Source organism: Rhodococcus sp. K11/5, from assembly GCF_055193735.1.
Map to the genome: position 1 here is coordinate 183525 of NZ_CM143721.1, position 24340 is coordinate 207864.

At 69.0% G+C, this 24340-nt stretch carries 26 protein-coding genes and 1 pseudogene; 15 read left to right on the forward strand and 12 right to left on the reverse strand.

Annotation, left to right across the window (positions count from 1 at the left end):
* Nucleotides 1-17 precede the first annotated feature (17 nt).
* From ACY466_RS00850 to ACY466_RS00870, 5 genes are read left to right on the forward strand one after another with little or no spacing between them, the layout of a single operon-like run.
* Nucleotides 18-407 (forward strand): hypothetical protein, encoded by a 390-nt coding sequence (locus ACY466_RS00850; RefSeq protein ID WP_463249010.1) that lies wholly within the window; start codon nt 18-20, stop codon nt 405-407.
* A gap of 5 nt (nt 408-412) precedes the next feature.
* Entirely contained in the window at nt 413-601 is a 189-nt protein-coding gene (locus ACY466_RS00855; RefSeq protein ID WP_463249012.1) for a hypothetical protein, read from the forward strand.
* Complete coding sequence (locus ACY466_RS00860; RefSeq protein WP_463249014.1) at nt 601-2451, forward strand: hypothetical protein; 1851 nt, start codon at nt 601-603, stop codon at nt 2449-2451. The genes ACY466_RS00855 and ACY466_RS00860 overlap by 1 nt, the downstream gene beginning before the upstream one ends.
* Before the next feature lie 4 nt (nt 2452-2455).
* A complete protein-coding gene (locus tag ACY466_RS00865) occupies nt 2456-3904 on the forward strand; it encodes a hypothetical protein (protein ID WP_463249016.1) in 1449 nt (482 codons plus the stop codon).
* A 9-nt stretch (nt 3905-3913) separates the two neighbouring features.
* Complete coding sequence (locus ACY466_RS00870; protein ID WP_463249020.1) at nt 3914-4459, forward strand: hypothetical protein; 546 nt, start codon at nt 3914-3916, stop codon at nt 4457-4459.
* On the opposite strand, the gene ACY466_RS00875 is transcribed toward ACY466_RS00870, so the two are convergent.
* The 3 genes from ACY466_RS00875 to ACY466_RS00885 form a co-directional block, all read right to left on the reverse strand.
* Nucleotides 4456-5163, reverse strand: coding sequence for a tyrosine-type recombinase/integrase (locus ACY466_RS00875; RefSeq protein ID WP_463249022.1), 708 nt, complete (start codon nt 5161-5163; stop codon nt 4456-4458). The two genes, ACY466_RS00870 and ACY466_RS00875, sit on opposite strands and share 4 nt — an antisense overlap.
* A gap of 303 nt (nt 5164-5466) precedes the next feature.
* On the reverse strand, nt 5467-5790 hold the full coding sequence (locus tag ACY466_RS00880) for a putative quinol monooxygenase (RefSeq protein ID WP_463249024.1): 324 nt from the start codon (nt 5788-5790) through the stop codon (nt 5467-5469).
* An 81-nt stretch (nt 5791-5871) separates the two neighbouring features.
* Entirely contained in the window at nt 5872-7269 is a 1398-nt protein-coding gene (locus ACY466_RS00885) for a flavin monoamine oxidase family protein (protein WP_463249026.1), read from the reverse strand.
* Between the two features lie 127 nt (nt 7270-7396).
* On the opposite strand from ACY466_RS00885, the gene ACY466_RS00890 reads away from it, so the two are divergent.
* Together ACY466_RS00890 and ACY466_RS00895 are read left to right on the forward strand one after the other, a co-directional pair.
* Nucleotides 7397-8059 (forward strand): TetR/AcrR family transcriptional regulator C-terminal domain-containing protein, encoded by a 663-nt coding sequence (locus ACY466_RS00890; protein WP_463249028.1) that lies wholly within the window; start codon nt 7397-7399, stop codon nt 8057-8059.
* A gap of 63 nt (nt 8060-8122) precedes the next feature.
* Complete coding sequence (locus ACY466_RS00895) at nt 8123-9073, forward strand: diacylglycerol/lipid kinase family protein (protein ID WP_463249030.1); 951 nt, start codon at nt 8123-8125, stop codon at nt 9071-9073.
* Between the two features lie 15 nt (nt 9074-9088).
* On the opposite strand, the gene lhgO is transcribed toward ACY466_RS00895, so the two are convergent.
* The 4 genes and pseudogenes from lhgO to pcaD form a co-directional block, all read right to left on the reverse strand.
* Nucleotides 9089-10300 carry an L-2-hydroxyglutarate oxidase gene (gene lhgO / locus ACY466_RS00900; RefSeq protein ID WP_463249032.1) on the reverse strand — a complete coding sequence of 404 codons (1212 nt, stop codon included), beginning with the start codon at nt 10298-10300 and terminating at the stop codon, nt 9089-9091.
* 34 nt (nt 10301-10334) lie between these two features.
* Nucleotides 10335-11558, reverse strand: coding sequence for an acetyl-CoA C-acetyltransferase (locus ACY466_RS00905; protein ID WP_463249034.1), 1224 nt, complete (start codon nt 11556-11558; stop codon nt 10335-10337).
* A complete protein-coding gene (locus ACY466_RS00910) occupies nt 11551-12366 on the reverse strand; it encodes an IclR family transcriptional regulator domain-containing protein (protein ID WP_463249037.1) in 816 nt (271 codons plus the stop codon). Before ACY466_RS00910 ends, ACY466_RS00905 begins: the two co-directional genes overlap by 8 nt.
* Before the next feature lie 44 nt (nt 12367-12410).
* Nucleotides 12411-13160: pseudogene (gene pcaD, locus ACY466_RS00915) on the reverse strand (3-oxoadipate enol-lactonase); the annotation flags it as partial.
* Between the two features lie 177 nt (nt 13161-13337).
* On the opposite strand from pcaD, the gene ACY466_RS00920 reads away from it, so the two are divergent.
* Nucleotides 13338-14084: a CoA transferase subunit A gene (locus tag ACY466_RS00920; protein ID WP_463252401.1), complete on the forward strand. Its 747-nt coding sequence runs from the start codon at nt 13338-13340 to the stop codon at nt 14082-14084.
* Between the two features lie 20 nt (nt 14085-14104).
* Nucleotides 14105-14734 carry a CoA transferase subunit B gene (locus ACY466_RS00925; RefSeq protein ID WP_463252402.1) on the forward strand — a complete coding sequence of 210 codons (630 nt, stop codon included), beginning with the start codon at nt 14105-14107 and terminating at the stop codon, nt 14732-14734.
* 7 nt (nt 14735-14741) lie between these two features.
* Here ACY466_RS00925 and ACY466_RS00930 read toward each other — a convergent pair whose 3' ends face one another.
* Nucleotides 14742-16157 carry a sensor histidine kinase gene (locus ACY466_RS00930; RefSeq protein ID WP_463249039.1) on the reverse strand — a complete coding sequence of 472 codons (1416 nt, stop codon included), beginning with the start codon at nt 16155-16157 and terminating at the stop codon, nt 14742-14744.
* On the reverse strand, nt 16154-16858 hold the full coding sequence (locus ACY466_RS00935; RefSeq protein WP_463249043.1) for a response regulator transcription factor: 705 nt from the start codon (nt 16856-16858) through the stop codon (nt 16154-16156). The genes ACY466_RS00930 and ACY466_RS00935 overlap by 4 nt, the downstream gene beginning before the upstream one ends.
* 149 nt (nt 16859-17007) lie before the next feature.
* Between ACY466_RS00935 and ACY466_RS00940 the strand changes: the two genes are divergently transcribed.
* The 6 genes from ACY466_RS00940 (at nt 17008) to ACY466_RS00965 (ending at nt 19353) form a co-directional block, all read left to right on the forward strand.
* Nucleotides 17008-17502: a hypothetical protein gene (locus ACY466_RS00940; RefSeq protein WP_463249046.1), complete on the forward strand. Its 495-nt coding sequence runs from the start codon at nt 17008-17010 to the stop codon at nt 17500-17502.
* Between the two features lie 56 nt (nt 17503-17558).
* Nucleotides 17559-17996 carry a MarR family winged helix-turn-helix transcriptional regulator gene (locus ACY466_RS00945; RefSeq protein WP_463249048.1) on the forward strand — a complete coding sequence of 146 codons (438 nt, stop codon included), beginning with the start codon at nt 17559-17561 and terminating at the stop codon, nt 17994-17996.
* Entirely contained in the window at nt 17993-18373 is a 381-nt protein-coding gene (locus tag ACY466_RS00950; protein WP_463249051.1) for a DUF5313 family protein, read from the forward strand. Before ACY466_RS00945 ends, ACY466_RS00950 begins: the two co-directional genes overlap by 4 nt.
* A 39-nt stretch (nt 18374-18412) precedes the next feature.
* Nucleotides 18413-18763 (forward strand): DUF202 domain-containing protein, encoded by a 351-nt coding sequence (locus ACY466_RS00955; protein WP_463249053.1) that lies wholly within the window; start codon nt 18413-18415, stop codon nt 18761-18763.
* Nucleotides 18760-19068, forward strand: coding sequence for a DUF202 domain-containing protein (locus ACY466_RS00960; protein WP_463249055.1), 309 nt, complete (start codon nt 18760-18762; stop codon nt 19066-19068). Before ACY466_RS00955 ends, ACY466_RS00960 begins: the two co-directional genes overlap by 4 nt.
* Before the next feature lie 114 nt (nt 19069-19182).
* Entirely contained in the window at nt 19183-19353 is a 171-nt protein-coding gene (locus ACY466_RS00965) for a CsbD family protein (RefSeq protein WP_463249057.1), read from the forward strand.
* 64 nt (nt 19354-19417) lie between these two features.
* Here the strand turns inward: ACY466_RS00965 and ACY466_RS00970 are convergent, their stop codons facing one another.
* From ACY466_RS00970 to ACY466_RS00980, 3 genes are all read right to left on the reverse strand, one after another.
* A complete protein-coding gene (locus tag ACY466_RS00970) occupies nt 19418-21502 on the reverse strand; it encodes a putative bifunctional diguanylate cyclase/phosphodiesterase (RefSeq protein WP_463249060.1) in 2085 nt (694 codons plus the stop codon).
* 286 nt (nt 21503-21788) lie between these two features.
* The gene (locus ACY466_RS00975; protein WP_463249063.1) at nt 21789-23195 is read right to left on the reverse strand and encodes a fatty acid desaturase family protein; all 1407 of its coding nucleotides are present in this window, start codon (nt 23193-23195) and stop codon (nt 21789-21791) included.
* Nucleotides 23196-23241: 46 nt separating this feature from the next.
* Nucleotides 23242-24336: a ferredoxin reductase gene (locus ACY466_RS00980; protein WP_463249066.1), complete on the reverse strand. Its 1095-nt coding sequence runs from the start codon at nt 24334-24336 to the stop codon at nt 23242-23244.
* Nucleotides 24337-24340 lie beyond the last annotated feature (4 nt).

A 24340-nucleotide genomic window follows, 5' to 3' on the forward strand; every position in this document is an offset into this window, starting at 1 on the left:
CCCAGACGATTACGGTCGTGTTCGAGGACGGCCGCCGCGTCACCGTCGCGCTCCGGCTCGCCGACACGATCGCCTACTCGATGGTCTGGCGTAAGCGCCAGTGGCCCAGTCCCGAGGAAGACAAAATGATGGTCGGCGCCTACTCGGCGTTCGCCGCGTGCCGGCGCCTCGGCCACTTCACCGGGAACTTCGAAGCGTTCACCGAGGCCGCCGTCACCCTCGAACTGGCCGACGACGACCAGGACGACGACGACCCCGAGCGCCCTACGTCGGCCGGCACCGAGCCGGTGCCGGCCGCCCAGGTACCGACGCCGACGCCGGCCCCCGTGGTCGACGGCGGGCCGGCTCCCCAGGCACCGATCGCCGAGACGCCGGCGCCCCAGACGGCACCGACACCGACGCTGTAACCCGCGTGCTCGCCCTCGGCGGCGCCGGCCTCGAAAGGCTGGCGCTGCCCGAGGACGACGCCGGCTATCTCGTCGCCGCCCTGGCCGTCTCTACCGGCATCGCGCCGGCCGTGCTGCTGGCCGAACCTGACGTGATGCTCGCAACGATGCTCGCCGTGATCCAGCGGCAAGCCGAGGAAATGGAGAACCGATAGTGGCCGGCCGTACCGCCATCCTTCGAGTCCGCATCATCAGTGACGCCGACGGCCGAGGGTTCCGTCAGGCCGAGGTCGCCACCGACCGGCTCGGCGGGGCCGCGTCCCGCACCGCCGCGAAACTCACGGCGATCGGCTCGGCCGCGATCGCCGGCGCGGCCGGCGCCGCCCAGGCGGTCGGCGCCCTGGCGATCGCCGGCGCCTCGGTGGGTCTGCTCGCCGCGCCGGCGCTCGGTGTCATCGCCGCCGGCATGGAGGGAATCAAGGCCGCCGCCGGCAACGCCACGCCGGCGCTCGATCGGTTCAAATCCACCATGTCGGGCGTGTTCGAGGGCGGTATGCGCCAGGGGTTCCTCGACCTCGGCGACACCCTCGACGCGATCACTCCCCAGATGAGCGGTGTCGCCTCGGCCATCTCCGGCGTGTTCGGTGGCCTGGCCGCCACGGTCAAACAGAACGCCGCCGGCATCGGCACCCTGGCCGACAAGTCGGCCGAGTTCATCACCCGACTCGGCCCCGGCCTCAACAGCCTGGTCACCAAGATGATCGAGTTCGGCGCGTCGATCAACGTCGACGCACTGTTCGCCGGGTTCGCCCGCGTCGGCGATCTGCTCCGGCCCGTGCTCGACCTGTTCCTGCAACTCGCCGGTGCGGCCGGCCCGCTCGGCGGCGCAATGTCTCAGGTGGGCACCATCATCACCGCGCTCACGCCGTCGCTGGTGTCGATCGCCGAGTCGGTCGGCCCCGCACTGGCGGCCACCATCACCGCGCTCACCCCCGGCATCGACGCGCTCGGCGCCGCGTTCGCCACCGTCGTCGGCGCTGTGGCCCCGCTGCTCCCGCCGATCGCCGCGCTGGTGTCCTCGCTGCTGACCGGCCTCGGGCCGGCGCTCCCGATCGTCCTCGGCGCACTGCTCGCCATCGGGCCGGCGCTCGCTGTGGCCGGCGCCGCCGCGTCGGTGTTCAACATCGCCTCCGTCGCCCTCGGCGGCGCCATGCGCATCGTCGGCGTCGCAACCCGAGTGTGGGCGATCGCCCAGGCCGCCCTCAATCTCGTGCTGCTCGCCAACCCGATCGTGCTCATCGTCGCCGCCGTCGCCGCCCTGGTCGCCGGCATCGTCTACCTGGCAACCCAGACGCAGTTCTTCCAAAACGTATGGGCCGCAATGGTTCAGTTCATCGGCGCCGCCATCCTCGCCGTGGTCCCCATCGTCGTCGGCGTGTTCCAGTCAATCGTCGGGTTCGTCGTCTCGGCCGTGGCAAACGTCGTGGCCGTATGGCAGACCATCGTGGGCGCCGTCGCCGGCGTATGGAATGCCATCCTCGGCGTCGTCGCTGGCGTCCTCGGCTCGATCATCTCGACCGTCGCCGGCATGGTGTCGAACGTGGTCGCCGCGTTCGAGACGTTCCGCTCGATCGGTTCGAGCGTCATGGGCGCCGTCGCCAGTGCGGCCGGCGCGGTGTCGGGCGCCATCTCCGCGATCATCGGCATGGTGCAGTCGCTCATCTCGGCCATCGCGTCGATCCGGTGGCCGTCGCCCCCCGGGTGGCTCGGCTCGATCCTCGGCGCCGAGGCCGGCGCCCTCCCCGGCTCCGTGATCGCCGGCCACCGCGGGGCCGGCTACACGCCGAACATCATCACGGCCGCCTCGGCCGGCTCCCCGTTCGCCGGCACGATGGCCGGCGGCTCGGCTACCTACGTCCGCGTCGACCAGTCGACCAACATCACCGTGGACGGCTCGGGCGTGGTCGACCCCCAGGCGGTCGCCGGCGCGGTCGCCGGCGCCACTCGGCGCGACCGCCGCACCCGAGGCACCCGGCCGGCCGTTCGTCTCGGCTCGGCGGTGTGACCCGATGGTCAACCCGATCCCCGTCCTGGCGCTCGACGGCGAGTTCGTCCGGTGCGACACCGAGGCCGGCCCCGGCGGCAAACCCGTGTTCTCGCACACCCGGCCCACCCTGGTCGGTGCGCTCCGCTACGTGTGGGGCCGCGCCGACGTGTGGGCGCAACCCGAGCCGACCGTGCTCACGTTCACGATGTTCGACCCGACCGGCACCTGGTTGGCTCGCATCCGCGACCGCGAAGCGATCGGCCGAGGCGTGGCCGTCTGGGTGGACCGAGGCGGCGCGAAACCTGGCGTCCGCTACCTGTTCCAGGGATTCACGACCGACGTGGACGTGTCGCGCTGGCGGCACCGCACCACGGCCGGCGAGGTCGACGGCTGGCGCGTCCAGGTCCAGGCGGTCGACCGCTCCGGCTGGCTCGGCAATGTGTCCTTCGACGCCGGCGACGCCCCCGAGGAATCCATGCAACTGCGCGCCGTCCGCATCCGCGACCGCGCCAACCTCGGCGGCGCCGGCATCCGCGAGGTCTACTTCGAGGATCGCTTCAAGGACGGCCTGGTGCGGCCGGTCACCGTCACCGACAAAACAGTGCTCGAAATGGTGAACGAAATGTATTCGACGTTCGCCGACCAATGGAGTTATAACCCGCACCGGAACACGATCAATCGCATTGTCTCCGGCTCCCAGTTCGGCGCCTACAACCTCACCCTCGGCGCCATTCGTAACGACCCCCGTAAGAAACTGGGGATATACCCTCCCGGCTGGGTGGACCCCACCGGCAAACAGGCCGCCATCGACACCGAGGTCTACCCACCCGCCTACATCGGCGGCTGTGACGTGCTCGCCGAGAACGCGCTCACGGCGTCCTCCCTGACCGATATCACCCACATCGTGTGCGCGTGGAAGGACAAGCCGAACGGCTACCGCGACTGGGTGACGACCGTGACGGCCCGCGACGCGACGCCGCGCCGGATGCTCAAGTTCGATTCCTGGTACAACGATGGCCGGTTCGTCGACCCCGTGATCGAGGACGTGCGCCGGCTGGTCACCGGCGAAGCCACCAAGCCGATGCACCCGCGCATCACCTGGGACACCAAGCGCACCAACGAGATTCCCGGCTGGGACACGTTCGAGTCACTGACGTTGCCGGCCGGCACCATCCGTCAGGTCGTCGTCGCCGCGTCCCCGTTCACCGCCGATCTGGGGATGGCCCCGGTGTGGCACCCGGCCGGCGGCGAGGTCGCGTTCGAGGCCGGCCACTGGCGCATCGACATCGACCTGGCGCCCTCGACGTGGGCACCGCCGGCGGGATTCACTCCGGTCACCTGGGGTGAGTTCGCATCGAACGGCTGGGGATATGCCGACTATCCCGGCACCGCCGGCTATTCGCTCGACCAGTCGGTCACGTACTACGACCTCGGTTTCATCGACACCGCCGCCGCATCATTCGTGGATTAGGACACACACATGGTCGCCTACACGCCCAAATACAACATTCCCTATCCGGTCAACACCGACCCGGTGGGCGCCGCCGTATTCCAGCAAATGGCCGAGCGCATCGAACAGACGCTCACCAATGCGGCCATGCCCAAAGCCGAGGCGAACCTACAGATCGTCGGCCCCTACGCCCCGACCTCGGGATACCAGTCGCGCACGGCCACCACCACCCAGGTCGAAGTTTGCAACGTGACCATTCCCGATCCGGGGTGGCGCTACCGGCTCATGGTGTTCGGCCGCTGGGAAGCCCGCACCCAGGCGGCCGGCTCCCGCCCCGAGATCGTCGTGCGCTCGAACACCGGCACCGGCCCCGTGGTGGCCGTGGGTTGGGGCGTGGACAGCACCGCGTTCCACGCGATCACGGTCACGCCCGAGGCTTACGCGTCGCCGGCCGCCGCGCCATCGTTCACCGGCGGTCAGGTCGTGCGCGCCTACCTGCAACGTGGGTTCGGCGGCTCGACCGTGGAGGCCGGCACCTTCAAGGCCGGCCTGGTCGTCTACGTCGTGCGCGTCTAGGCCGCCGAGTCGACGGCCGATCGAAGCGTGGCCGTGGGCACCATCACGTAGCGCCGGGTGGTCACCGGCGACGCGTGGCCGAGCAAATCCTGAACCGCGAACATGTCCCGCGTGGCCCCGTAGACCCGCGTGCCGAATCGGTGGCGCAACTGGTGCATCGTCACGCCCTCGGGCAGGAGACGGCCCACCACCTTGCCGACCCACCTCGGCGAGAGGTGGCCGCCGGCGGCGCCTGGGAACAGGTACCCGCCGCGCTCGGCGATCGCCGCCACCTCGGCGCCCAGGTTCGTCGTGAGCGGTACCAGTCGCACTTTCTCGCCCTTCCCGACCACCCGTAGCGACCGGCCCGTCAGGTCGGCCGTGAGGTCGTGCGCGTGGAGGCCGGCCACCTCGGCCCGCCGTAGGCCGGCCTCGGCCGCCAGTCGAAGCATGACGCGCTCACGCGGGTCGGCCGCCAGGAGCGCCGAGCGGTACGCCCACTCGGGCGCCGGCCTCGGCGCCGGCGTGGCCGGCTTCACCCGTGGCAGATGCTCGGCGGGGTTCGTCTCGCACCGGCCCGTCTGGACCGCCCAACGGTAGAAACCGAGCAACGTCGCTCGGTACCCGCGCCGCGTCTCGACCGACCACGCTTGCCGGCCGCACCACTGCACCAGCGCCGGCCCGTCGACGGCCGTCAGGTCGCCGAGGCACTTCGACGCTCGCATGAGGTGTGACCGTCGCGTGGCCCGCGTGCTCGCCGGCGAACCGCCGGCCGTAAGGACCACCAGGTAAGTCTCAACAACATCATCAGTCACAGTGGTCATATGTCACATTCGTCCCATGCGTCACAGTCGATGGGACTAGGCCGCGCTACTAAACGTCCTGGTCAAGGGCATGACGTGGACAGAACAGGAGGTTAGGGGTTCGAATCCCTTCGGGCGCACAGAGAAGAATCCCCCACCGGCGATCTCGCGGGTGGGGGATTCTTCGTTCTCGGCCGACGCAACGGCGCCGACACAGACGCGGTCCTAGTCGACCGCGAGTTCGCCGAGCTCGGACCAACCGGTTCCCTCGACCTCGGTGCTCACGATCTTCGGGGTCTCCACCAGGTACGGCGGCAGATCCTTCTGCGCCTGCTTGAAGTGATCCGAGTTCACGTGCGCCGCACCGGCGTCGGGGTCGCGGAAGGCTTCGACCAACACGTACTCGGTGGGGTCGTCGAGCGTGCGCGACCAGAAGTACCAGAGGCACCCCTCCTCGGCCTGGCAGGCCTCGGTGAAGTTGCGGGAGATCTCGGGCCACTGCTCGGCGTGCTCGGGCTTCACCTTGAACTTGGCGGTGATGAAGATCATCGTTCGTCCTTTCTCGCGTTCGGTGATGGTCGTACCACGTCCCGCCACCGTACAAACTTCCGTCGACGGCGAGTCCGACGGTCAGCCCGTGGTCGCCGACGTCCGGTCGAGGATGTCGGCGATGGCCCGCCCCGTCGCGGTACCGATTCGCACCGCGCCGTCGATGTGCTGGAACCCGACACCCGCGATATCCGACGACGCCCAGTGAATGGGGCCGACCGGAACGTTCTGACTGTCGCCGTACCGGTGCAGACCGCCGAGGTCGTAACTCGTCGCGTAGGCGCCGCGGGTCCATTCCTCCGAGCCCCAATCGGACTCGTAGTAGACCTGCGGGGTCAGCGCCGTCTCGCCGAGCGCGTCGGCGATGGATCGGAGAACGGTCGCCCGCCGCTCCTCGGCCGGGAGCGCGAACATGTCGTCCGCCTTCTGTTCGGGCACGAAGGCGACGAGTGTGCCCCGCGTGTCGCCGTGATTGGTGTTGTCGTAGACCTCCTGCACCACGCCCGACGGGTTCAGGGCGGTGCCGGACAGCCCGTCCGTACGCCAGAACGGGGTGTCGTAGACGGCGTGGACCTTGATGACCAGGCCCATGGACTGGTGCTGGTGGGCCTGCTGCTGCCGTCGCGGCAGGGGCGGGGTGAAGGAGATGCGGCTGTACAGGTTCGGAGGCACGGCGACGACGACGCGGGACGCGGTGACCGTCGCGCGGTCGGAGATCACCGTGACCGGCGCGGTCGGATCGTCCTCACCGCCCCACCGGAGTTCGCGGACAGGGCTGCCGAGGATCACGGCGTCACCGAGGTCCTCCGCGAGTCGCACGGACACCGACTGCATACCGGTCACGATGCGCTTGTCCAGTTGGAAGTCCTCGTCGACGAGGTGCAGGAACGATCCCGCCGACGCTGCCATGAACGCCGCCTGCAGCGCCGAGAACGCGTGCGCCGGTTTCGTCAGCATGCCGCCGGCGACGAACAGGGCGACGGAATCGCACGCGACGGCGTCGTCGGATTCTCGGGCCAACCACGACGCGAACGGGATGCTGTCGAGCTCGGCCGCGCGGGGATGGGCCCAGGGTTGCTCGGGGTCGAGTTCTGCGGCGAGATCGTCGACCAGGCGCACCAGGCGGTCGATCTCGGCGTTGGTGCCCTCGCCCGTGGGGAGCTCGTCGCCGGTGTAGCGGACGGCCTCGCCGTCGCTGCGGACGTAGATGTTCTCGCCCTCGCGGTAGCGGGAGAAGAGCTCGAGGCCCAGTTCTTCGGCGAGGTCGATCAACGCCGTCTGGTCGGGCGAGACCCACTGGCCGCCGATCTCGAGGGTCGCACCGTCGACGTCGCGGGTTTCCGTGCGTCCCCCGACTCGGTCGCGCGCCTCGAGGACGATGACCGACGCGCCGGATTTCCTCAGTTCCCTGGTAGCGGTCAGGCCGGACACGCCCGCACCGATCACCACGACGTCGGTACTGCGCTCGATGCGCTCCATGATCACCTTCCGTGAACTCGAAATATATGAATGACGTTCATTAGAGGATAGCGACGACCGCGAGAGGTGGCAAGAGGGCGCGTAGGGTCCGGTCACGACGCAACCAGGCGAGAGACGGGGACACACGATGGGTGAGACGACGCGGGGACCGGGCGAGGCGCGCTCCCCGGGACGTCCCGTGGGCCGGGTGCTCACCCCGGACCGCATCGTGCGTGAGGCGTTGGTGCTGCTGGAGAAATCGGGGGACGCCGGCTTCACGGTCACAGCCTTGGCCCGCGCGCTCGGAGTTGCGCCGTCCGCGTTGTACAACCACGTGACGAACAAGCGTGAGTTGTTGATCCTGGTGCAGGACCACGTGATCGGGCAGATCGACCACCGCTGCTTCGACGAACTCCCGTGGGCCGAGGCCGTGGGGGTCTGGGCGCGGTCGATGCGCAACGCCTTCGCCGCGCACCCGACGCTCGTGCCCATCTACGCGGTGATGTCGGTGACGGATTCCCGCGTGGTGCTCGACATGTACGAGACGGTCACCCGCGGATTCCTTGCGGCGGGGTGGTCGGAGGCCGACGTGCTGCAGGCGATCGTGTCCGTCGAGTCGTTCGTCCTGGGGTCGGCGATGGACGCCGTCGCCCCCACGGACGTCTTCGATACGGGCGCGATGGCCGAGGACTTTCCTCTCGTCGCACGCGCGGGTGTCGCCGCCCGCGGAGACCACGCCGGCGCTCGCGCCGAGGCCGCCTTCGAGCTGGGCCTGGCGAGCCTGGTCGACGGTCTGGACGCCCGGCGCTGACCACGCACTCGCCGGGGTATCCGGTGACCAGGGGAGCCGGCACGAACGTGAGGAACAGTGAGCATGTCCACGAACACCACCGATTCGACACCGCACTCCGGTGATGCGCCGACGAGAGCGGTGACGTTGATCCTCAACCCCACCACGGTCGACGATGTCGCCGCCTTCACCCGAACGGTCGGCCGCAGTTGCGAGCGCTTCGGGTGGACGGAACCGACCGTGCTGACCACCACCGTGGACGATCCGGGGGCCGGGATGGCGCGGCGCGCGGTGTCCGACGGGGCCGAGCTCGTGCTGTGCTGCGGAGGCGACGGAACGCTGGCCTCGGTGGCCACCGGGCTGGCGAACTCCGGTGTGCCGATGGGCATCGTGCCGACCGGTACCGGCAACCTGCTCGGCCGCAATCTCGGCCTGCCGCTGGATCTGGACGAGGCCCTCGCCGTCGCTCTGGGCGACGACAGCCGGGTGGAGACCATCGATCTGGGCCGCATCGGTGAGCACCTCTTCGCCGTCATGGCCGGAATGGGTGTCGACGCGGCCATCATGCGGGACACCTCGCCTCGGGTGAAGACGCTGGTGGGGTGGCCCGCCTACGTCGTCGCGGGTGTCGGGCACCTCCGTGACCGACCGATGGTGACGACCCTTCGTCTCGACGGAGGCGCTCCGCTGTCCCGCCGCGCGCGCACCGTCCTCGTGGGCAACGTCGGTCTCCTCCAGGGCGGGATTCCGGTGCTGCCCGACGCGGATCCGACGGACGGGGTGCTCGACGTCGTCGTCATCGCGCCCCGGACGGTTCTCGGGTGGGCGTCGGTGGCCTGGCACCTCCTGCGGCGTCGAGAGAACAACCGCGCCGGAGAACTCGAGCGGTTCCGTGCCCGACACGTCGAGATCGGCACTGCCCATGCCCATCCCTGGCAGTTCGACGGCGACGATCTGGAGCCCACCCGGTCGCTGATCGTCGACGTCGAGCCGGGCGCACTTCTGGTGAAGGTGAGCGCGGGCGACGACTCCTGACCAGCGGTGCCGAGGTCAGCCGAAGAGCTTCTGCGCCGGGGCCTCTCCGATGGGAAGTGCCGACGTCGCGGCGGGGGACGGCGCGTTGAGCACGTGCACGCTGCGCGGAGTCCGTTCGAGGAGGAAATCGTGGACCAACGTGCCGTCGCGCCGCACCGCCTGCGCCCGGATCCCGGCTTCGCGCGGCCGCAGATCGTCGAGAGTGAGGTCCGGACAGTACTTCCGGCACTCCGCGAGGTATCCACGTCGAAAGAACGAATTCTTCATCTCGTGCGCCCCGGTCCGCACGTTGGCCCGCGCCACCCGCCACATGCCGGGAAAGGCCGCGTAGTCGGCGACGTCGCGCAGTGTGACGCCGCCCTTGCGGTACTTCTCCCGGGCGAAGCCCAGCACCGCGTTCGGTCCGACGGTGATCTCTCCGTCCACGGTGGGGCTGAGGTGCACGCCGAGAAACGGCAACGACGGGTCGGGGGTCGGGTAGATGAGGTGCTTCACCAGATCCCGCCTCGACGGTGGCAGGGTGAAGTACTCCCCGCGGAACGGCACGATGCGGATGTCGGTCGACACTCCGGCGAGAGCGGCCATGCGGTCCGCCTGCAGGCCCGCGCACACCACGAGGTGCTGCGCCGTCCATGTCGACCCCTCGGTGTCGACGGTCACCGAACTCGCCGATTCCGTGATGGCCGTGACCTTCTCGCCGGTTCGCACCGTCCCGCCGGCGGCCCGCACCTCGTCGGCCAGCGCGGCACACACCAGGGCGTAGTCGACGATCCCGGTGGTGGGGACGTGGACGGCCGCGACGCCGCGCACTCTCGGTTCCGCCGCGGTCAGCTCCCGACCGTCGAGCCACGACACCTCGAGTCCGTTGGTGTGGGCCCGGCCGAAGAGGGCACGTAACCGTTGCGTCTCCGCAGCGTCGGTGGCGACGAGCAGCTTGCCGATGGTGTGGCACGCGATGCCGTGCTCCGCTGCGAACGACTTCGTCTCCTCCGCGCCCCGCTTGCACAGGACCGCCTTGAGACTGCCGGGCTCGTAGTAGATCCCGGAGTGGACGACTCCGCTGTTGTGCCCGGTCTGGTGACCGGCGAGCGTCGACTCCTTCTCCAGGACGGTCACGCCCACCCCGGGCCTCGCCTGCTGGATCTTCCACGCGGTGGCGAGACCGACGATGCCGCCGCCGATCACCACCACGTCGGTCGTACCGGAACCGCCAGCACCGAAAGCCATCCCCGCACCCCTCCCCGCCGTTCGAGAATCGAGACTAACGCGACCCCGGCGTGACGCGCTCGAATACCGCGGCAAGTCCCTGGCCGCCGCCGATGCACATCGTCTCGAGTCCGTAGCGCACCTCGCGGCGGTCCATCTCGCGCAGCAGGGTGGCCAGGATGCGGGCCCCGGTGGCCCCCACGGGGTGACCGAGCGAGATGCCGGAGCCGTGTGGATTGAGGCGATCGTCCGCGGGGTCGAGCCCCCACGTGCGCAGCACCGCGAGCGTCTGCGCGGCGAAGGCCTCGTTCAACTCGACGACGCCCATGTCGTCCAGACCGATTCCCAAGCGGCCCAACGCTTTCTTCGTCGCCGGGACGGGCCCGATGCCCATCGTCCGGGGCGCGACGCCCGCCACCGCCCACGAGGCGAGCCGGGCCAGCGGCCGCAGCCCCAGCTCGGCGGCCTTCTCCGGCGTCGTCACGATGCACAGCGCCGCGCCGTCGTTCTGCCCGCTCGCGTTGCCGGCGGTGACCGTCGAGTCCGGGTCGATCTTCGCTCGGATGGCGCGGAGCGCGCCGAGCGATCCGGCGTCGGTGTCGGCCCGAGGATGCTCGTCGGTGTCGACGACGACGGCTTCCCCGCGACGCCGCGGCACCGAGACCGGCACGATCTCCTCGGCGAACACGCCACTCTGCTGTGCCACAACGGCTTTGCGGTGCGAGGCGACGGCGAGCTCGTCCTGATCCGCCCGGCTGATGGAGAACTCGGCGCGAAGGTTCTCGGCGGTCTCGATCATGCCGCCCGGGACCGGGAAATTGGTGCCACCGGCCGTCACGCGTGCTCGGGCCAGCCGATCGGACAGCGCGACGGCCTCACCCTTGACCCCCCACCGCATTCCGGTGGCGTAGAACTCGGCGTTGCTCATGCTCTCGGCGCCGCCGGCGAGAACCAGATCGCTGCCCCCCGACTGCACCTGCAGACACGCGCTGATCACGGCCTGCAGACCGGATCCGCACCGACGATCGACCTGCTGACCGGGCACGTCGATGCCGAGGCCCGCGTCCAGGGCGGCGACGCGGCCGATGGCCGGGGCCTCGCCGTTGGGCGAGGCCTGCCCCAGGATCACGTCGTCGATCTGCGCGCCGTCGATACCGGTGCGGGCGACGAGCTCGGTGATGACGGCGGCGGCCAGCGCCTCGGGACTCAGATCCTTCAGTGCTCCGCCGAACCGGCCGACCGGGGTGCGGAGGGGTTCACAGATCACGGCGTCAGGCATGGGGGGTTCCTTTGGTCGGCGACGACATGCGGGCCAGGTCGGCCTCGATGGCGTCGGTGGTGCGGAGGAGGGCGGGAACGAGGGTGCGGTGGATGTCCTCCACCGGACAGCGCGCGGCCTGGGTCGAGATGTTCACTGCGGCGACGACGCTGCCCGTGGAGCCGCGCACCGGGGCGGCGACCGATCTCAATCCCACCTCGAGTTCCTGATCGACGAGACAGAAGCCCTGTGCGCGAACGGTATCGAGCTCGGTGGACAGCCGATCGCTGTCGGCGATCGTCGAGGAGGTGAGCGGATCCAGGGTCACGCGCTCGAGGTAGGCCGCGAGTCGGTCGTCGGAGAGGTTCGCGAGCAGCACCCGACCCATCGAGGTCGCGTACGCCGGGAATCGGGTGCCGATGGTGATGGACACGGTCATGATGCGGCTGACCGGAACCCGTGCGACGTAGACGATGTCGTCGCCGTCGAGGATCGACACCGAGGTCGACTCGTGCACGGTGTGGGCAAGCGTCTCGAGGTGAGGGCCCGCGACGTCCGGCAGGGACAGCGACGACAGATACGAGTAGCCCAGTTCCAGCACCCGCGGCGTCAGCCAGAACACCGAGCCGTCGGTGCGCACGTACTCCAGGTCGACCAGGGTCAGCAGGAACCGGCGCGCGGTGGCTCGAGTCAGACCCGTGGTCCGCGAGACGTCGCTGAGCGTGCGGCGGGGATGCTCGGCGTCGAACGCGCGGATCACGGCCAGACCGCGCGCGAGCGACTGCACGTGGTCCGACGACGCGGAGGCCCGGTCGTCCGTGTCGCTCACGACGGTGCGGTGATGCCGCGGATGTCGGCACCGATGCGCCCGAGGACGGTTCGGGTGACCGCCTCGGGCTGCTCCACGTTGGCCAGGTGCGCCGCCGGATCCAGGACGATCAGCTCGGCATTCGCGATCCCGTCGGCGAGTTCCGCCAGCATGGCCGGTGGCGTCGCGGGATCGTCGTGACCGGCGATCACGGTGGTGGGGGCGGAGATTCGACCCAGGTCGGCGCGGCTGTCCCACGCGGCGAGAGCGTCGCAGCACAGGGCGTAGCCCTCGTCCGGCGTGCCCTCGATCATCGCCACGTGCCGGGCCACGAGCTCCGGATCGCGGGCGGCGAGTGCACCGGTGAACCACCGCCCCACCACCGCGGACGAGATCGACGCCAGGCCCCCGGCGCGGACGGCGTCGGCCCGCGCCGTCCAGTCGGCAGGATCGCCGAACTTCGCCGCCGTGCACAGCAGCGTCATCGTCTCGATGCGAGCGGGGTGATGGATCGCGAGCCACTGGGCCATGGCGCCGCCCATCGACAGTCCGACGACGTGCACCCGGTCGAGGTCGAGAGCGTCGAGCAGCGCCAGGACATCGGCACCGAGATCCTCGATCCGATAGGGGCCGGGCGGAACCGGGGAGACGCCGTGCCCGCGGGCGTCGACGGTGAGTACGTGCGCGTGCCGGGCGAGTGCACCGACCTGGGGATCCCACATCGAGCGGTTGGAACCCAGCGATCCGAGCAACACCACCGTCGGCGCATCGGGATGCGGACCGGGCGTGCGGGTGTGGGCGAGTTCGACGGTCATCGAGGTCCTCCTCGGCTCGGCAGGGCGTCGCGGGTCTGTGCGCTGTGTGGACGGACAGCCGCTGTGCGAACAGCGTAGGGCGCGCGGTGATGGCCGGGCAACAGTTCGAGGCCGAAATGTTCGGAGTGCGGATAATTGTTCACATCACGCACAACCCGGGCTACGCTGGGCGCCATGATGGACAAGGTGGTGGCTCGGGCGGCCGACGCGGTCGCGGACATCCCGGACGGCGCATCGATCGCCGTGGGCGGTTTCGGTCTGGTCGGCATTCCGGAGGTGTTGATCGACGCGCTCCTCGCGCAGGGCGCGACGAACCTGGAGACCGTCAGCAACAACTGCGGTACGGACGGATTCGGTCTCGGCCTGCTTCTCGAACAGGGGCGCATCCGGCGCACCATCAGCTCCTACGTCGGGTCCAACAAGGAATTCGCACGGCAGTACCTGGGCGGCGAACTCGAGGTCGAGCTGACCCCGCAGGGAACCCTGGCGGAACGGATGCGCGCCGGTGGTGCCGGCATCCCCGCCTTCTTCACCCCGGCGGGCGTCGGGACCCAGGTGGCCGACGGAGGACTGCCGATGCGGTACGACGCCGACGGCGGCGTCGCTCTCGCGAGCCCGCCCAAGGAAACTCGCGAATTCGACGGCGTCACCTACGTCCTGGAGCGCGGGATCGTCGCCGATTTCGCGTTGGTGCACGCGTGGAAGGGCGATCGGTTCGGAAACCTGGTGTACCGGGCGAGTTCTCGGAACTTCAACCCGCCGGCCGCCGAGTCGGGCCGCATCACCATCGCGCAGGTCGAACACCTCGTCGAGCCCGGGGAACTCGACCCCGAGCACGTCCAGACCCCCGGGATCCACGTCCAGCGGGTGGTCCCGGTCGGCAAGGTCACGGTCGGAATCGAGCAGCGGACGGTGCGGTCGTGAGCAGGCTGACGCGGAACCAGATGGCGGCACGTGTCGCGAGGGAACTGCACGACGGTCAGTACGTGAACCTCGGGATCGGGATGCCCACCCTGGTCCCCGGGCACATTCCCGACGACGTCACCGTGGTCCTGCATTCCGAGAACGGCGTCCTGGGCGTCGGCCCGTACCCCACCGAGGACGAGGTGGACCCCGAGCTGATCAATGCCGGCAAGGAGACCATCACGGTTCTCCCCGGCGCGTCGTTCTTCGACTCAGCACAGTCCTTCGCCATGATTCGCGGCGGAGGTGTGGACGTCGCCGTCCTCGGGGCGATGCAGGTCGACCAGAAGGGTGACCTCGCGAACTGGATGATCCCCGGTCACATGGTCAAGGGCATGGGCGGAGCGATGGACCTCGTCCACGGCGCCGCGCGCGTCGTGGTGATGATGGAGCACGTCTCCCGCTCGGGCGAGCCCAAGCTCGTGCGCGAATGCTCGCTGCCGCTCACCGGCAAGGGATGCGTTCACCGCATCGTCACGGACATGGCGGTCCTGGACGTCACGGCCACCGGATTCGAGCTCGTGGAGACCGCACCGGGGATCACCGTCGAGGAGGTGCTGTCGGCGACGGACGCCGCCGTTCGGGTTCCGGAGCACCTTCCCGCCCGCTAGCGCGAGCTCAGCGCACGGTCCGGTCGTCCACAGGGAGCGACACGACGAAACACGCCCCCTCACTGATCGGTTCGTAGGTGACGTCGCCGCGGTGGGCCCGCGCGATGGCCCGCGCGATGGTCAGCCCGAGTCCCGATCCGTCGCCGTGACGGGACTCGTCGACCCGCACGAGACGGTCGAAGATCCGCTCTCGGTCGGCAGGGTCGACGCCGGGACCCTGGTCTCGAATCCGCACCGTGGCAACGGAAGTCGAACGGGACACGTCCATCTCCACCGTTGCGCCGGGTGGGCTGTGCCGTCGCGCGTTGTCGGTGAGATTGGCCAACACTCGGGCCAACGCCGACTCGTCGCCCGCGACCTCGACGTCGTCGCCCCGAACCGTGACCTCGAGTTCCGGGGCGAGGACCCTCAGCCGATCGGCGTCGGCGCGAACGAGATCCATGAGGTTCACCGGCCGCCGATCGAGCGTCGCGGAATGGTCGAATCGAGCGACGGCGAGCAGATCGTCGATCAGACGTGATGCGCGGCGCGATTCTCGGACCATCGAGACCAACAGCCTCTCTCGGGTGTCCCGGTCGGTGGTCTCGGTGCGCAGGAGCGTCTCGGCCGCCGCCGACATCCCGGCCACGGGTGTACGGAGATCGTGCGCGGCGTCGTCGAACAACCGCCGGCTACGCTCGCCGGCGGCCCGTTCTCGAGCTTCCGCACCCTCGAGGGCATCGAGCATCTCGTCGAATGCTGCTGCTGTGGCGCCCAATTCGGTGTCGGAACGCGTCGGGACAAGCCGTTCGCCTCGGCGCCCGGTGGTGATCGACCGGGCCAGCGCGGTCATCGAGCGCAGCGGTCGCAACGACACCGTCACGGCGACGGTCATCAACAGAGCGGCGAGCGCGGCGGCGGCCAGGGCAACCGGAACGAGGACGGCCGTCAGTTGTCCGCGCACCGAGGAGATCGCGCTTGCGTCCACCGCCACGGTCAGGAGGGAGCCGTCCGAGAGCGTGGTGCTCTCGATCTGGCGATCGACCGGCTCGATGGTGGCCGATGGGGGGCCTCCCGGCGCCGGCGGACCGGGTCGGCCCGGACCCGATGCGGGTGCGGGTGCGGGCGGCGGCACGGTCGATCGCACCCGAAGGTCGCCGAACACGCGTCCGTCCGAGGTGATCAGTTGGGCAGCGACGTTCTCGCCCCGGGTGGCGGAGACGATCTCGGTGGGGTCGGCGCCGCGATCGAGAAGTCGTTGGGCGGTCTCCGCTCGGCCGGCCAGGCTGTCGGTGGCCGAGGATCGGAGTTGTCGCTCGAGCATCGAACCGGTCGCCACGACGACCACCACGAGCAACAGCGCGACGACGGTGAGGACGGAGAACAGCAGTCGGGCACGGAGCGACCCGGTGCGCAGTTGCTCGCGAGGCGGTCGTGAGGTCATGTCGACAGCACGTATCCGATGCCGCGACGGGTGTGCAGTACGCGCGGTCCGTGGTTCTCGAGTTTGCGACGCAGTGCGCTGATGTGGACCTCCACCAGATTCTCGTCGTAGGCGTCGTACCCCCACACCTGCGTGAGGATCTGGGTCTTGCTCACGGTGCGGCCGCGCTGGGCGGCGAGGTATGCGAGCAGTTTCACCTCGGTCGCGGTGAGTGCGAGGTCCGCTCCGGCCCGGCTGGCGTCCCCGGACTCCGGGTCGACGACGATGTCGCCGTGCGTGATCGTGGCCGTGGTGACCCCCGATCGGCGTAGCACTGCGCCCACCCGCGCCGTCAGTTCGGCCATCGCGAACGGCTTCACCAGGTAGTCGTCGGCGCCGGCGGTCAATCCGCGAACCCGATCCGCCACCGTGTCACGAGCGGTGAGCAGCAGAACGGCCGCGGTGCTCCGGGCGCGGACCACCGACAGGAGTTCGAGCCCGTCCCGCCCGGGAAGCATGATGTCCAGGATCACCAGATCGGGCCGTCGGGCGGTGAGGACGCGTTCGAGGTCCGTTCCGTCGGCGACCGACACCACCTCCGCATCGGTGTCGGCGAGCGCGGCGGCCACGGACAGTCGGATCGCGTCGTTGTCCTCGACGACGAGTATTCGGGCGCGCGGTGCGCGCCGTCCCTCGGCGTCGAGTTCGCTCGGGTGGGTCACCCGTTCACTATGGCCGCACGTGGCTGAAGAGTTCCTGAAGACGGGGTCCGGCACGGGCGGATTTCAGGTCGGCTTCAGGTGCGGGTCGCACGGTGGTTCTCACCAGAGCGGCGCCGCACCGGTTGCCGCCCCGAGGGAAGGACCGATCGATGTCGATACGAACCATGGGACGCGTGGGCCGCATCACCGCAGGTGCGGTGCTGGTGGCCGGAGTGTTCCTCGGCGGAACCGCGATCGCGGCGGCGGACGGACCGAGCGGCTCGGATACCGATGCCGCCGAGATGACGCCCGCCCCACCCGCCCCGCCCGCGGGCGAGTCGAACACCCCCGGGACGGCACCGGAATCAGGACCGGGTGCCGACCTGTGCGCGACGCCGCCCTCGGTGGCGGGGGAGGGACCGCACGGTCCCGGACGTGAGGGGGGCCCCGGTGGTCATCCGGGCCCGCCGACCGACGGCGAGGCACCGACCCCGCCGGCCCCGCCCGCAGGGGCGGACGCTCCCACTCCGCCGCGACCGGACGCGGACGCTCCCACTCCGCCGCGACCGGACGCGGACGCTCCCACTCCGCCGCGACCGGACGCGGACGCTCCCACTCCGCCGGCTCCTCCCGTCGAGGGTGACGTCCCGACCCCGTCGTCGTGACCTTTCTCGTCGGATAGGCAGAAAGTACGTGTACTGACTATCTGTACACTCGACGTATGACCGACCCGCTGAGTCTCGAACGGCAGGTGTGTTTCGCACTCGCCGTGACCAATCGCTCCGTACTGAGTGTCTATCGCCCCGTGCTCGAGCCGTTGGGGCTGACGCATCCGCAGTACCTGGTGATGCTGGCGTTGTGGGAGCGCGCTCCGATGTCGGCCGGGTCGGTTGCCGCGGCGCTGCAGTTGGAGCCGGCCACCCTGACTCCTCTGTTGAGGCGGCTCGAGGCCGCCGGTCTGGTCACACGGACCCGCAGCGACACCGACGAGCGTCAACTGATCGTCGACGTGACAGCGGAGGGTCGGCGGCTTCGCGAGTCCGCGGAATCGATACCCGAGACGGTCGTCGCCCGGCTGGGTGTCGGTGTCGAGCAGTTGGAGGAGCTGCACCGCGTCCTCACCGGGGTCAACGCCGCTGCGCTGGCGGCGAGTCGATGAGCGCGACGAGGCCCAATCCCGTCCAGTGGATCGGCTACGCCTTCGGGCGACGGTTGCCGGACTCGATGCAGGACTGGGTGCGCAACGACCTGATCGGCGACCGCGCCGTACCCCGACACCTGATCCGCGGCATGATCCCGTTCCTGCCGATCTTCGCGGTGTTCATGCTGTTTCCCGGCGAGTTGTGGCTGCGCGGGACGATGGTGCTGTTGGCGGTGCTGCTCGCGCTGTTCTACTCCGCCGCCTACATGGAACCCAATCGCAAACGGCGTCTGGCTCGGCACGGATTGTCCCCGGACCTGCAGAACCCCAAGAAGGTCGCGCGCGACGAGGCCGAGCGGCGGGCGTACGAGCGCTGGCGTCCCTACCGCCACTGACCGGTGCCGGGTCGGATGCGACGCCGTACTGTGACAGCGGTGCTGACTCCGCGGCGTCTCCGTGAGGGCGACGAGCCCGATCCTCGGTTCACCCTCGCGAACGAGCGCACCTTTCTGGCCTGGATCCGAACCGCGCTGGGACTCGTCGCGGCCGCGGCGGGTCTCGAGGCCTTCGCGGCGGACGTGCTTCCCTCCGGCGTTCGGGCGTTCATCGTGGCGGTGTTGTTGCTCGCGGCCGTCGTCGTCGCGATCGGATCGCTGAGTCGATGGATGAACATCGAGTCCGCGATGCGGCTCGGTCGAGCGCTACCCCTTCCGGCCGCGGCGGTGCTGTTGTCCGTCGTTCTGGTGGTCGTCACCCTGGCGTTCGGCCTCGGCCTGGTGCTGTGACCGATCCGGGTCGGCAGGTCGAGCGGACCTTTCTCTCCCACGTGCGGACCGGCCTGCTGATCGTCGCGGTGTCGTTGATCGTCGCCCGGGCCGCGCACAGCGGCGGACCGATCGGCGTGATCGCTGCACTGGGCTGTGCGGTGGTTCCGGTGGTCGCGGTGATTCGTCTGCACCTGCGCTACTCCGCGGTGTCGGACGACTTCGACAACGGCCGCGCGTCCACCTCGGCCGTGCTGAACGTCCTGCTCACCGGGTCCGTGGTGGCGCTCGCGGTGGTGGTTCTGCTCACGAGCGCGAGACCCTGAACGCCTGTGTGACGGGGATCACGTGTGGGAGGTGTGCGCTTTTCGGGTGCTGCTCTCGACTCACTGTCATAGATCGCAGCCAGCCGGGCTCGATCAGGTTCCTAGGAGAACGTCATGGGATTTGTCGACAAGGCCAAGAACGCAGCCGAAGACGCCATCGGCAAGGCGAAGGAAGTTGTCGGAGACGCAACCGACAACAAGGACCTCGAGGCCGAGGGCAAGAAGGATCAGGGTTCGGCGGGCGCCAAGAAGATCGGCGAGAACGTCAAGGACACCTTCAAGTAAGCGGTTCCACCAACTGCAGACGCGCACCCGTGACGGGTGCAGCGCGATCGCGACGCCCGGCAGATCATCTGCCGGGCGTCGCGTCGTTCACGCTCACCGAACTCGGCCGTCCGGATCGGTACGACTGCAGGAGTTCCGCGACCGACGCCGCGTCCATGGGCCGCGACAGATGGAACCCCTGGGCGTAGCGCCCGCCGCAGACTCGGTACGATTCGGCCTGGTCGGCGGTCTCGACCCCCTCGCCGACGACGTCGACCTCGAACGCGTCGGCGAGAGTCATGATCGCCTTGACGATGGCCTCGGGCCGACTGCCGGGAAGTTTCGCGATGTACGAGCCGTCGATCTTGAAGCAGGCGAACATCGGATACCGGTCCAGATACGAGATCGAGCTGTAGCCCGTCCCCATGTCGTCGAGCGCCAGCGTCACCCCCATCTCGTGGAGTTCCGTGAGCGTGGTGACGACACGAGTCGTCTCGGCCACCCAGACGGTCTCGGTCACCTCGAGGCCGAGGCGGGAGACGTCCAGGCCGGTGCGGTCCAGGTGGAAGCGGACCATCCCGCAGAACCGCGGATCGTGCAGCTGATGGCCGCTGACGTTGACGTGCACCGTCGTCGTTCCCGGCCAGGTGACCGCCGCCTCGCAGGCCGTGGCCACCGCCCACTCGCCCAGACGGCCGATCAGTCCCGTGCGCTCGGCGACGGCGACGAACTCCGTGGGCGAGACGGGGCCGAACGTCGGGTGGGTCCATCGCGCCAGTGCCTCGACGCCGACGATGGTGTCGTTCCACAGGTCGTGGATCGGCTGGTACTCCAGAAAGACGCTGCCGTCCTCGATCGCCGCTCGGAGGTCGGTCGACAACCGCAACACTCGATCGGCGTCGTAGCTGCCGAGCCGGTCGAACACGTCGATGGATCCGGGGGCGGACCCCTTCGCTCGATACATCGCGAGATCGGCCCGACGCACCAGTTCCTCGGCGCCGCGCACCGTGTCGTCGGCCAACGCGATGCCGATGCTCGCGGTGAACGGGATGGGGTCGGCGCCCGAGGTGTCCACGTCGCTGAGCACGGTCGAGAGTTCGTGAGCGCGCTCCCGAGCGGCCTCGACATCGGTGATGCCGTCGCAGACGATCAGGAACTCGTCGCCGCCCAAGCGCGCCACGGTGTCGCCCGGACGTGCCGCCGCCTCGAGTTTGCGAGCGAGCGAGACCAGGACGGCGTCGCCGCTGGCGTGCCCCAGGCTGTCGTTCACCGTCTTGAAGTCGTCGAGGTCCGCCAGCAACACGGCCACGGTGGTGGCGGAACGCCGCGTCGCCGTCAACCCCTCCTCGATGCGTCGGTAGGCGAGGATGCGGTTCGGAAGTCCGGTGAGCGGGTCGTGCAGCGACCGGTGACGCAGCTGACGTTCGAGCTCGATCCGGCGGATCGCGGCGGTGAGAATTCCCGTCACGGTGTCGAGAAAGGCAAGGTCACGATCCGAGTACTCGCGCGGGCGGGTGCTGTGGACGGACAGCACACCGGGTCGTGGTGACGACGCGAACGGAACGCAGACGACGCTGGCCAGCCCGCGAGCCCGCATCCCCGAGGTATCGAAGCGGTCCTCGTTCTCGATGGTCGAGCAGACGAGGACGTCGTCGCTCGCGAGCGCGAGACCGGGCGCGGAGCCGCGGGCCGAGGGAAAGAACGCCGGCGGCGTACCGGTACCGCTGTACGCGACGACCTCGAGGTCGTCGCTGTGCTCGCCGACGCGGGAGATGGACGCGCAGTCCACGCCCATGAGTGCGGCGGCCGCGCTGGTCGCCGAGTCGAGCAGGGTCTGCAGCGACGCGTCGACGGCCAAGCGGCCGAGTTCGCCGACGGCCTGTTGTTCGCGAACCAGGTACGCGGCGGATTCCGTGGCCGCCTGCAGGGTCTGGTCCTGACTCGCGCGCCGTCGGCGGTCTCGCATGATGGAGGCGATGATCGGAGGGTCGTCGCCTCCCCGCTCCACCACGTACGCGGAAATGCTGACCGGGACGACGACGCCGTCGTCCAGGCGTCGGAGCTCGCCGACGCCCTGCCAGCTACCGACGGTGGTGAGGGCGCGTTCCACCAGCGGTGCGATCAGCAGGCCGACGTCGGAGAAGACGTTCCAGGTGCGCAGGGTCAGCACCGCCTCGACGCGGTCGACTCCCAGCAGTTCGAGTCCCGGCGGGGTTGATGTGCAGGATGCGACCGTCCATCTCGGAGATCGACACGAGATCGGGGGTGCGGTCGAACGCGCGCGCCATCGTCAGCGGATCCACTCGATGGTGCATGGCGGCGGCGCTCCCATTCTCACAATGGCTATGAAATGGCACGAACCCCCGCCTGCCTGTCCACGACACTACCCAACGACAACGGTCGGCACCCCCGCACCGGGGTGCGAGAATGCCGACCGAGGGTGTGTCGGGTGGAGATCAGTCGCGGGGCGGGGGTGCCACGTCGACGCCGCCGCCGTTGTGCTCGGGACCTGCATTGGGATGACCTGCGGGAACCCGGTTGCGGAATCGAGCAGCCTCGCTCGGTCCCGACGCGGTGGAGCCGCGCTCGCTGCGGTACGGACCCGGCTTGGGCCGCGCCTTGCCGCCGGGAAGCGCCAGGCGCGCAATGGTGCGGTTGACGGTGCCCCACTGCTTGAAGAATGGACCGGTGTTGTACGGCAACTGGTACCGCTCGCAGATGTCCTTGATCTTCGGAGCAACTTCCTTGTACCGGGTGCTGGGCATGTCCGGGTACAGGTGGTGCTCGACCTGGTAGCTCAGGTTGCCGCTCATCAGGTGGAACAGCGGACCACCGTCGATGTTGGCCGCGCCCACGAGCTGACGGACGTACCAACCGCCGCGGGTCTCGTTCTCCGTCTCCTTCTGGCTGAAGGTGTACGTCTGGTCCGGGAAGTGTCCGCAGAAGATGATCGCGTGCGACCACAGGTTGCGGATGATGTTCGCGGTGAAGTTGGCCGTGAACGTGTTCACGAACGTCTTCTCCACGCCACTGCCGTGCTTGTCCAGGAACGACGCCATGGTGTGGGCCGCGTCGGACGAGCTGTTACGACGCAACTTCGACGCCAGCTTGGAACGCTTGGATTCGCCGAGGCGACCCCCCGCGGCGACCTGGGCCAGCGCGAACGCGCCGGCGCTGATCACGGGCCAGCCGATGTAGTCCTTGACGATCTGCCGGCGAGCCTTGACCGCGATTCCCTTGAGGTCCTCGCGGAGGTCCTTCATGGGCTTTTCACCGCGGCGGATGGCCTCGATGTCGAGATCGTGCAGGGCCACGCCCCACTCGAAGAACGCCATCAGCACCATGTTGTAGAACGGCTGCGCGAGGTAGACCGGGTTCCACTTCTGGTGCGGGTCGATCCGCATGATCTCGTAGCCGAGATCCTTGTCCTTGCCGCGGATGTTGGTGTACGTGTGGTGTACGTAGTTGTGCGAGTGCTTCCACGCCTCGGCGGAGGACGCGGTGTCCCAGTCCCACACGGACGAGTGGATGTCCGGATCGTTCATCCAGTCCCACTGGCCGTGCATGACGTTGTGACCGATCTCCATGTTCTCGAGGATCTTGGCCACGCCGAGGCATGCCGTTCCGGCGATCCAGGCGGGCTTGCTCACGGAGCCGAGCAGCAGCACGCGCCCGGCCACCACCAGCTGCCGCTGTGCCGCGATCACGCTCTTGATGTATTGCCGATCCTTCTCCCCAAGGTCGGAGTACACCTCGTCGTGAATGGCGTCGAACTCTTTTGCCAATTCTTCGATGGTCTCGTCGCTGAGATGAGCCAGCGGGTTGGGTGGTACGGACTTGTCAGTCCTGGTGTCGACGCTCATGTGACGTCCCCTCCGTATTGTTTCTCGACTGCGTCCTGGTGATCCATCACAGATCGATTTCTACGTCTCCCTCGGCGGTGTTGACGCAAATACGCACCGCCTGACCCTCCGGTTCGGAGACTTCCCCGTTTCGCAGGTCCCGCAAACGCCCTTTTTTGACAGTTCCGGTACAGGTGTGGCAAATGCCGATGCGGCAGCCGAACTTGAGGTCGAGCCCGGCTTCTTCGCCGGCCGCCAGAATCGGTGTGCCGCCGTCGCATTCGACGTCTTTGTCGCTTCGCAGGAATCGAACGGTGCCGCCCTCTCCCTCGGCGTCACCTCCGATGACCGGCTGGAAGCTCTCGTAGTGGAACTTGTCCGGATCGCCCTCGGTGTTCCAGTGTTCGCGCAGATCGTCCAGCAGTTCACCGGGCCCCGAGCAGAAGGCTTGGCGTTCGCGCCAATCCGGGCACAATTCGTCCATGTCGGACGCTTTCATGCGGCCCCGGTCACCGGTGACCCGGAGATCGAGCTGCATCGAGGAATGCTTGCGATCGAGGCGTTCGAGCGTGTCCTGGAACATCGTCTGCTCACGACTGTGCACGGAGTGGATGACCACGACGTCGGTCATCTGGTCCATGTGGTCGAGTTCGCGCAGCATGCTGATGATGGGCGTGATGCCACTACCGGCGCTGATGAACAGCATCTTGGCGGGAACGGGATCGGGCAGGGTGAAGACGCCCTCGATCTCGCTCAGCCGGACCACCGTTCCCGGTTCGATGTGCTTCACCAGGTACGGCGACACCGTCCCGCCCTCGACCAGCTTGGGGCTGACGGTGATGAATCCGGCCTCGCCGTGAGGATCGGACGTGAGCGAGTAGGCACGCCAGTGATACCGGCCGTCGATCAACACTCCCAGCCGCAGGTACTGGCCGGGAACGTGTCCGCCCCACTCGTACCCCGGCTTGATGAACACCGAGACGGCGTCGACGCCCTCGGGTTCGACGCGGTCGACCTTGCCCCGCAGCTCGCGGGTGGTCCACAGCGGATTGATCATCTCGAGGTAGTCGTCGGGTCTGAGGGGATTGAAGAGCATTCTGACCGCCCGGAGGGCGGTTCGGCGGAACACCGATACCTGGGGACGTGCGCCGCGTTCTGCCACGAAG

What these genes read in the sequence shown, in the direction of transcription:
- ACY466_RS00865 (WP_463249016.1), top strand. Translation starts at nt 2,456, where the DNA reads ATGGTCAACCCGATCCCCGTCCTGGCGCTCGACGGCGAGTTCGTCCGG.
- ACY466_RS00870 (WP_463249020.1), top strand. Translation starts at nt 3,914, where the DNA reads ATGGTCGCCTACACGCCCAAATACAACATTCCCTATCCGGTCAACACC.
- ACY466_RS00875 (WP_463249022.1), bottom strand. Translation starts at nt 5,163, where the DNA reads ATGCGAGCGTCGAAGTGCCTCGGCGACCTGACGGCCGTCGACGGGCCG.
- ACY466_RS00880 (WP_463249024.1), bottom strand. Translation starts at nt 5,790, where the DNA reads ATGATCTTCATCACCGCCAAGTTCAAGGTGAAGCCCGAGCACGCCGAG.
- ACY466_RS00885 (WP_463249026.1), bottom strand. Translation starts at nt 7,269, where the DNA reads ATGGAGCGCATCGAGCGCAGTACCGACGTCGTGGTGATCGGTGCGGGC.
- ACY466_RS00890 (WP_463249028.1), top strand. Translation starts at nt 7,397, where the DNA reads ATGGGTGAGACGACGCGGGGACCGGGCGAGGCGCGCTCCCCGGGACGT.
- ACY466_RS00895 (WP_463249030.1), top strand. Translation starts at nt 8,123, where the DNA reads ATGTCCACGAACACCACCGATTCGACACCGCACTCCGGTGATGCGCCG.
- lhgO (WP_463249032.1), bottom strand. Translation starts at nt 10,300, where the DNA reads ATGGCTTTCGGTGCTGGCGGTTCCGGTACGACCGACGTGGTGGTGATC.
- ACY466_RS00905 (WP_463249034.1), bottom strand. Translation starts at nt 11,558, where the DNA reads ATGCCTGACGCCGTGATCTGTGAACCCCTCCGCACCCCGGTCGGCCGG.
- ACY466_RS00920 (WP_463252401.1), top strand. Translation starts at nt 13,338, where the DNA reads ATGGACAAGGTGGTGGCTCGGGCGGCCGACGCGGTCGCGGACATCCCG.
- ACY466_RS00925 (WP_463252402.1), top strand. Translation starts at nt 14,105, where the DNA reads ATGGCGGCACGTGTCGCGAGGGAACTGCACGACGGTCAGTACGTGAAC.
- ACY466_RS00930 (WP_463249039.1), bottom strand. Translation starts at nt 16,157, where the DNA reads ATGACCTCACGACCGCCTCGCGAGCAACTGCGCACCGGGTCGCTCCGT.
- ACY466_RS00940 (WP_463249046.1), top strand. Translation starts at nt 17,008, where the DNA reads ATGTCGATACGAACCATGGGACGCGTGGGCCGCATCACCGCAGGTGCG.
- ACY466_RS00945 (WP_463249048.1), top strand. Translation starts at nt 17,559, where the DNA reads ATGACCGACCCGCTGAGTCTCGAACGGCAGGTGTGTTTCGCACTCGCC.
- ACY466_RS00950 (WP_463249051.1), top strand. Translation starts at nt 17,993, where the DNA reads ATGAGCGCGACGAGGCCCAATCCCGTCCAGTGGATCGGCTACGCCTTC.
- ACY466_RS00965 (WP_463249057.1), top strand. Translation starts at nt 19,183, where the DNA reads ATGGGATTTGTCGACAAGGCCAAGAACGCAGCCGAAGACGCCATCGGC.
- ACY466_RS00975 (WP_463249063.1), bottom strand. Translation starts at nt 23,195, where the DNA reads ATGAGCGTCGACACCAGGACTGACAAGTCCGTACCACCCAACCCGCTG.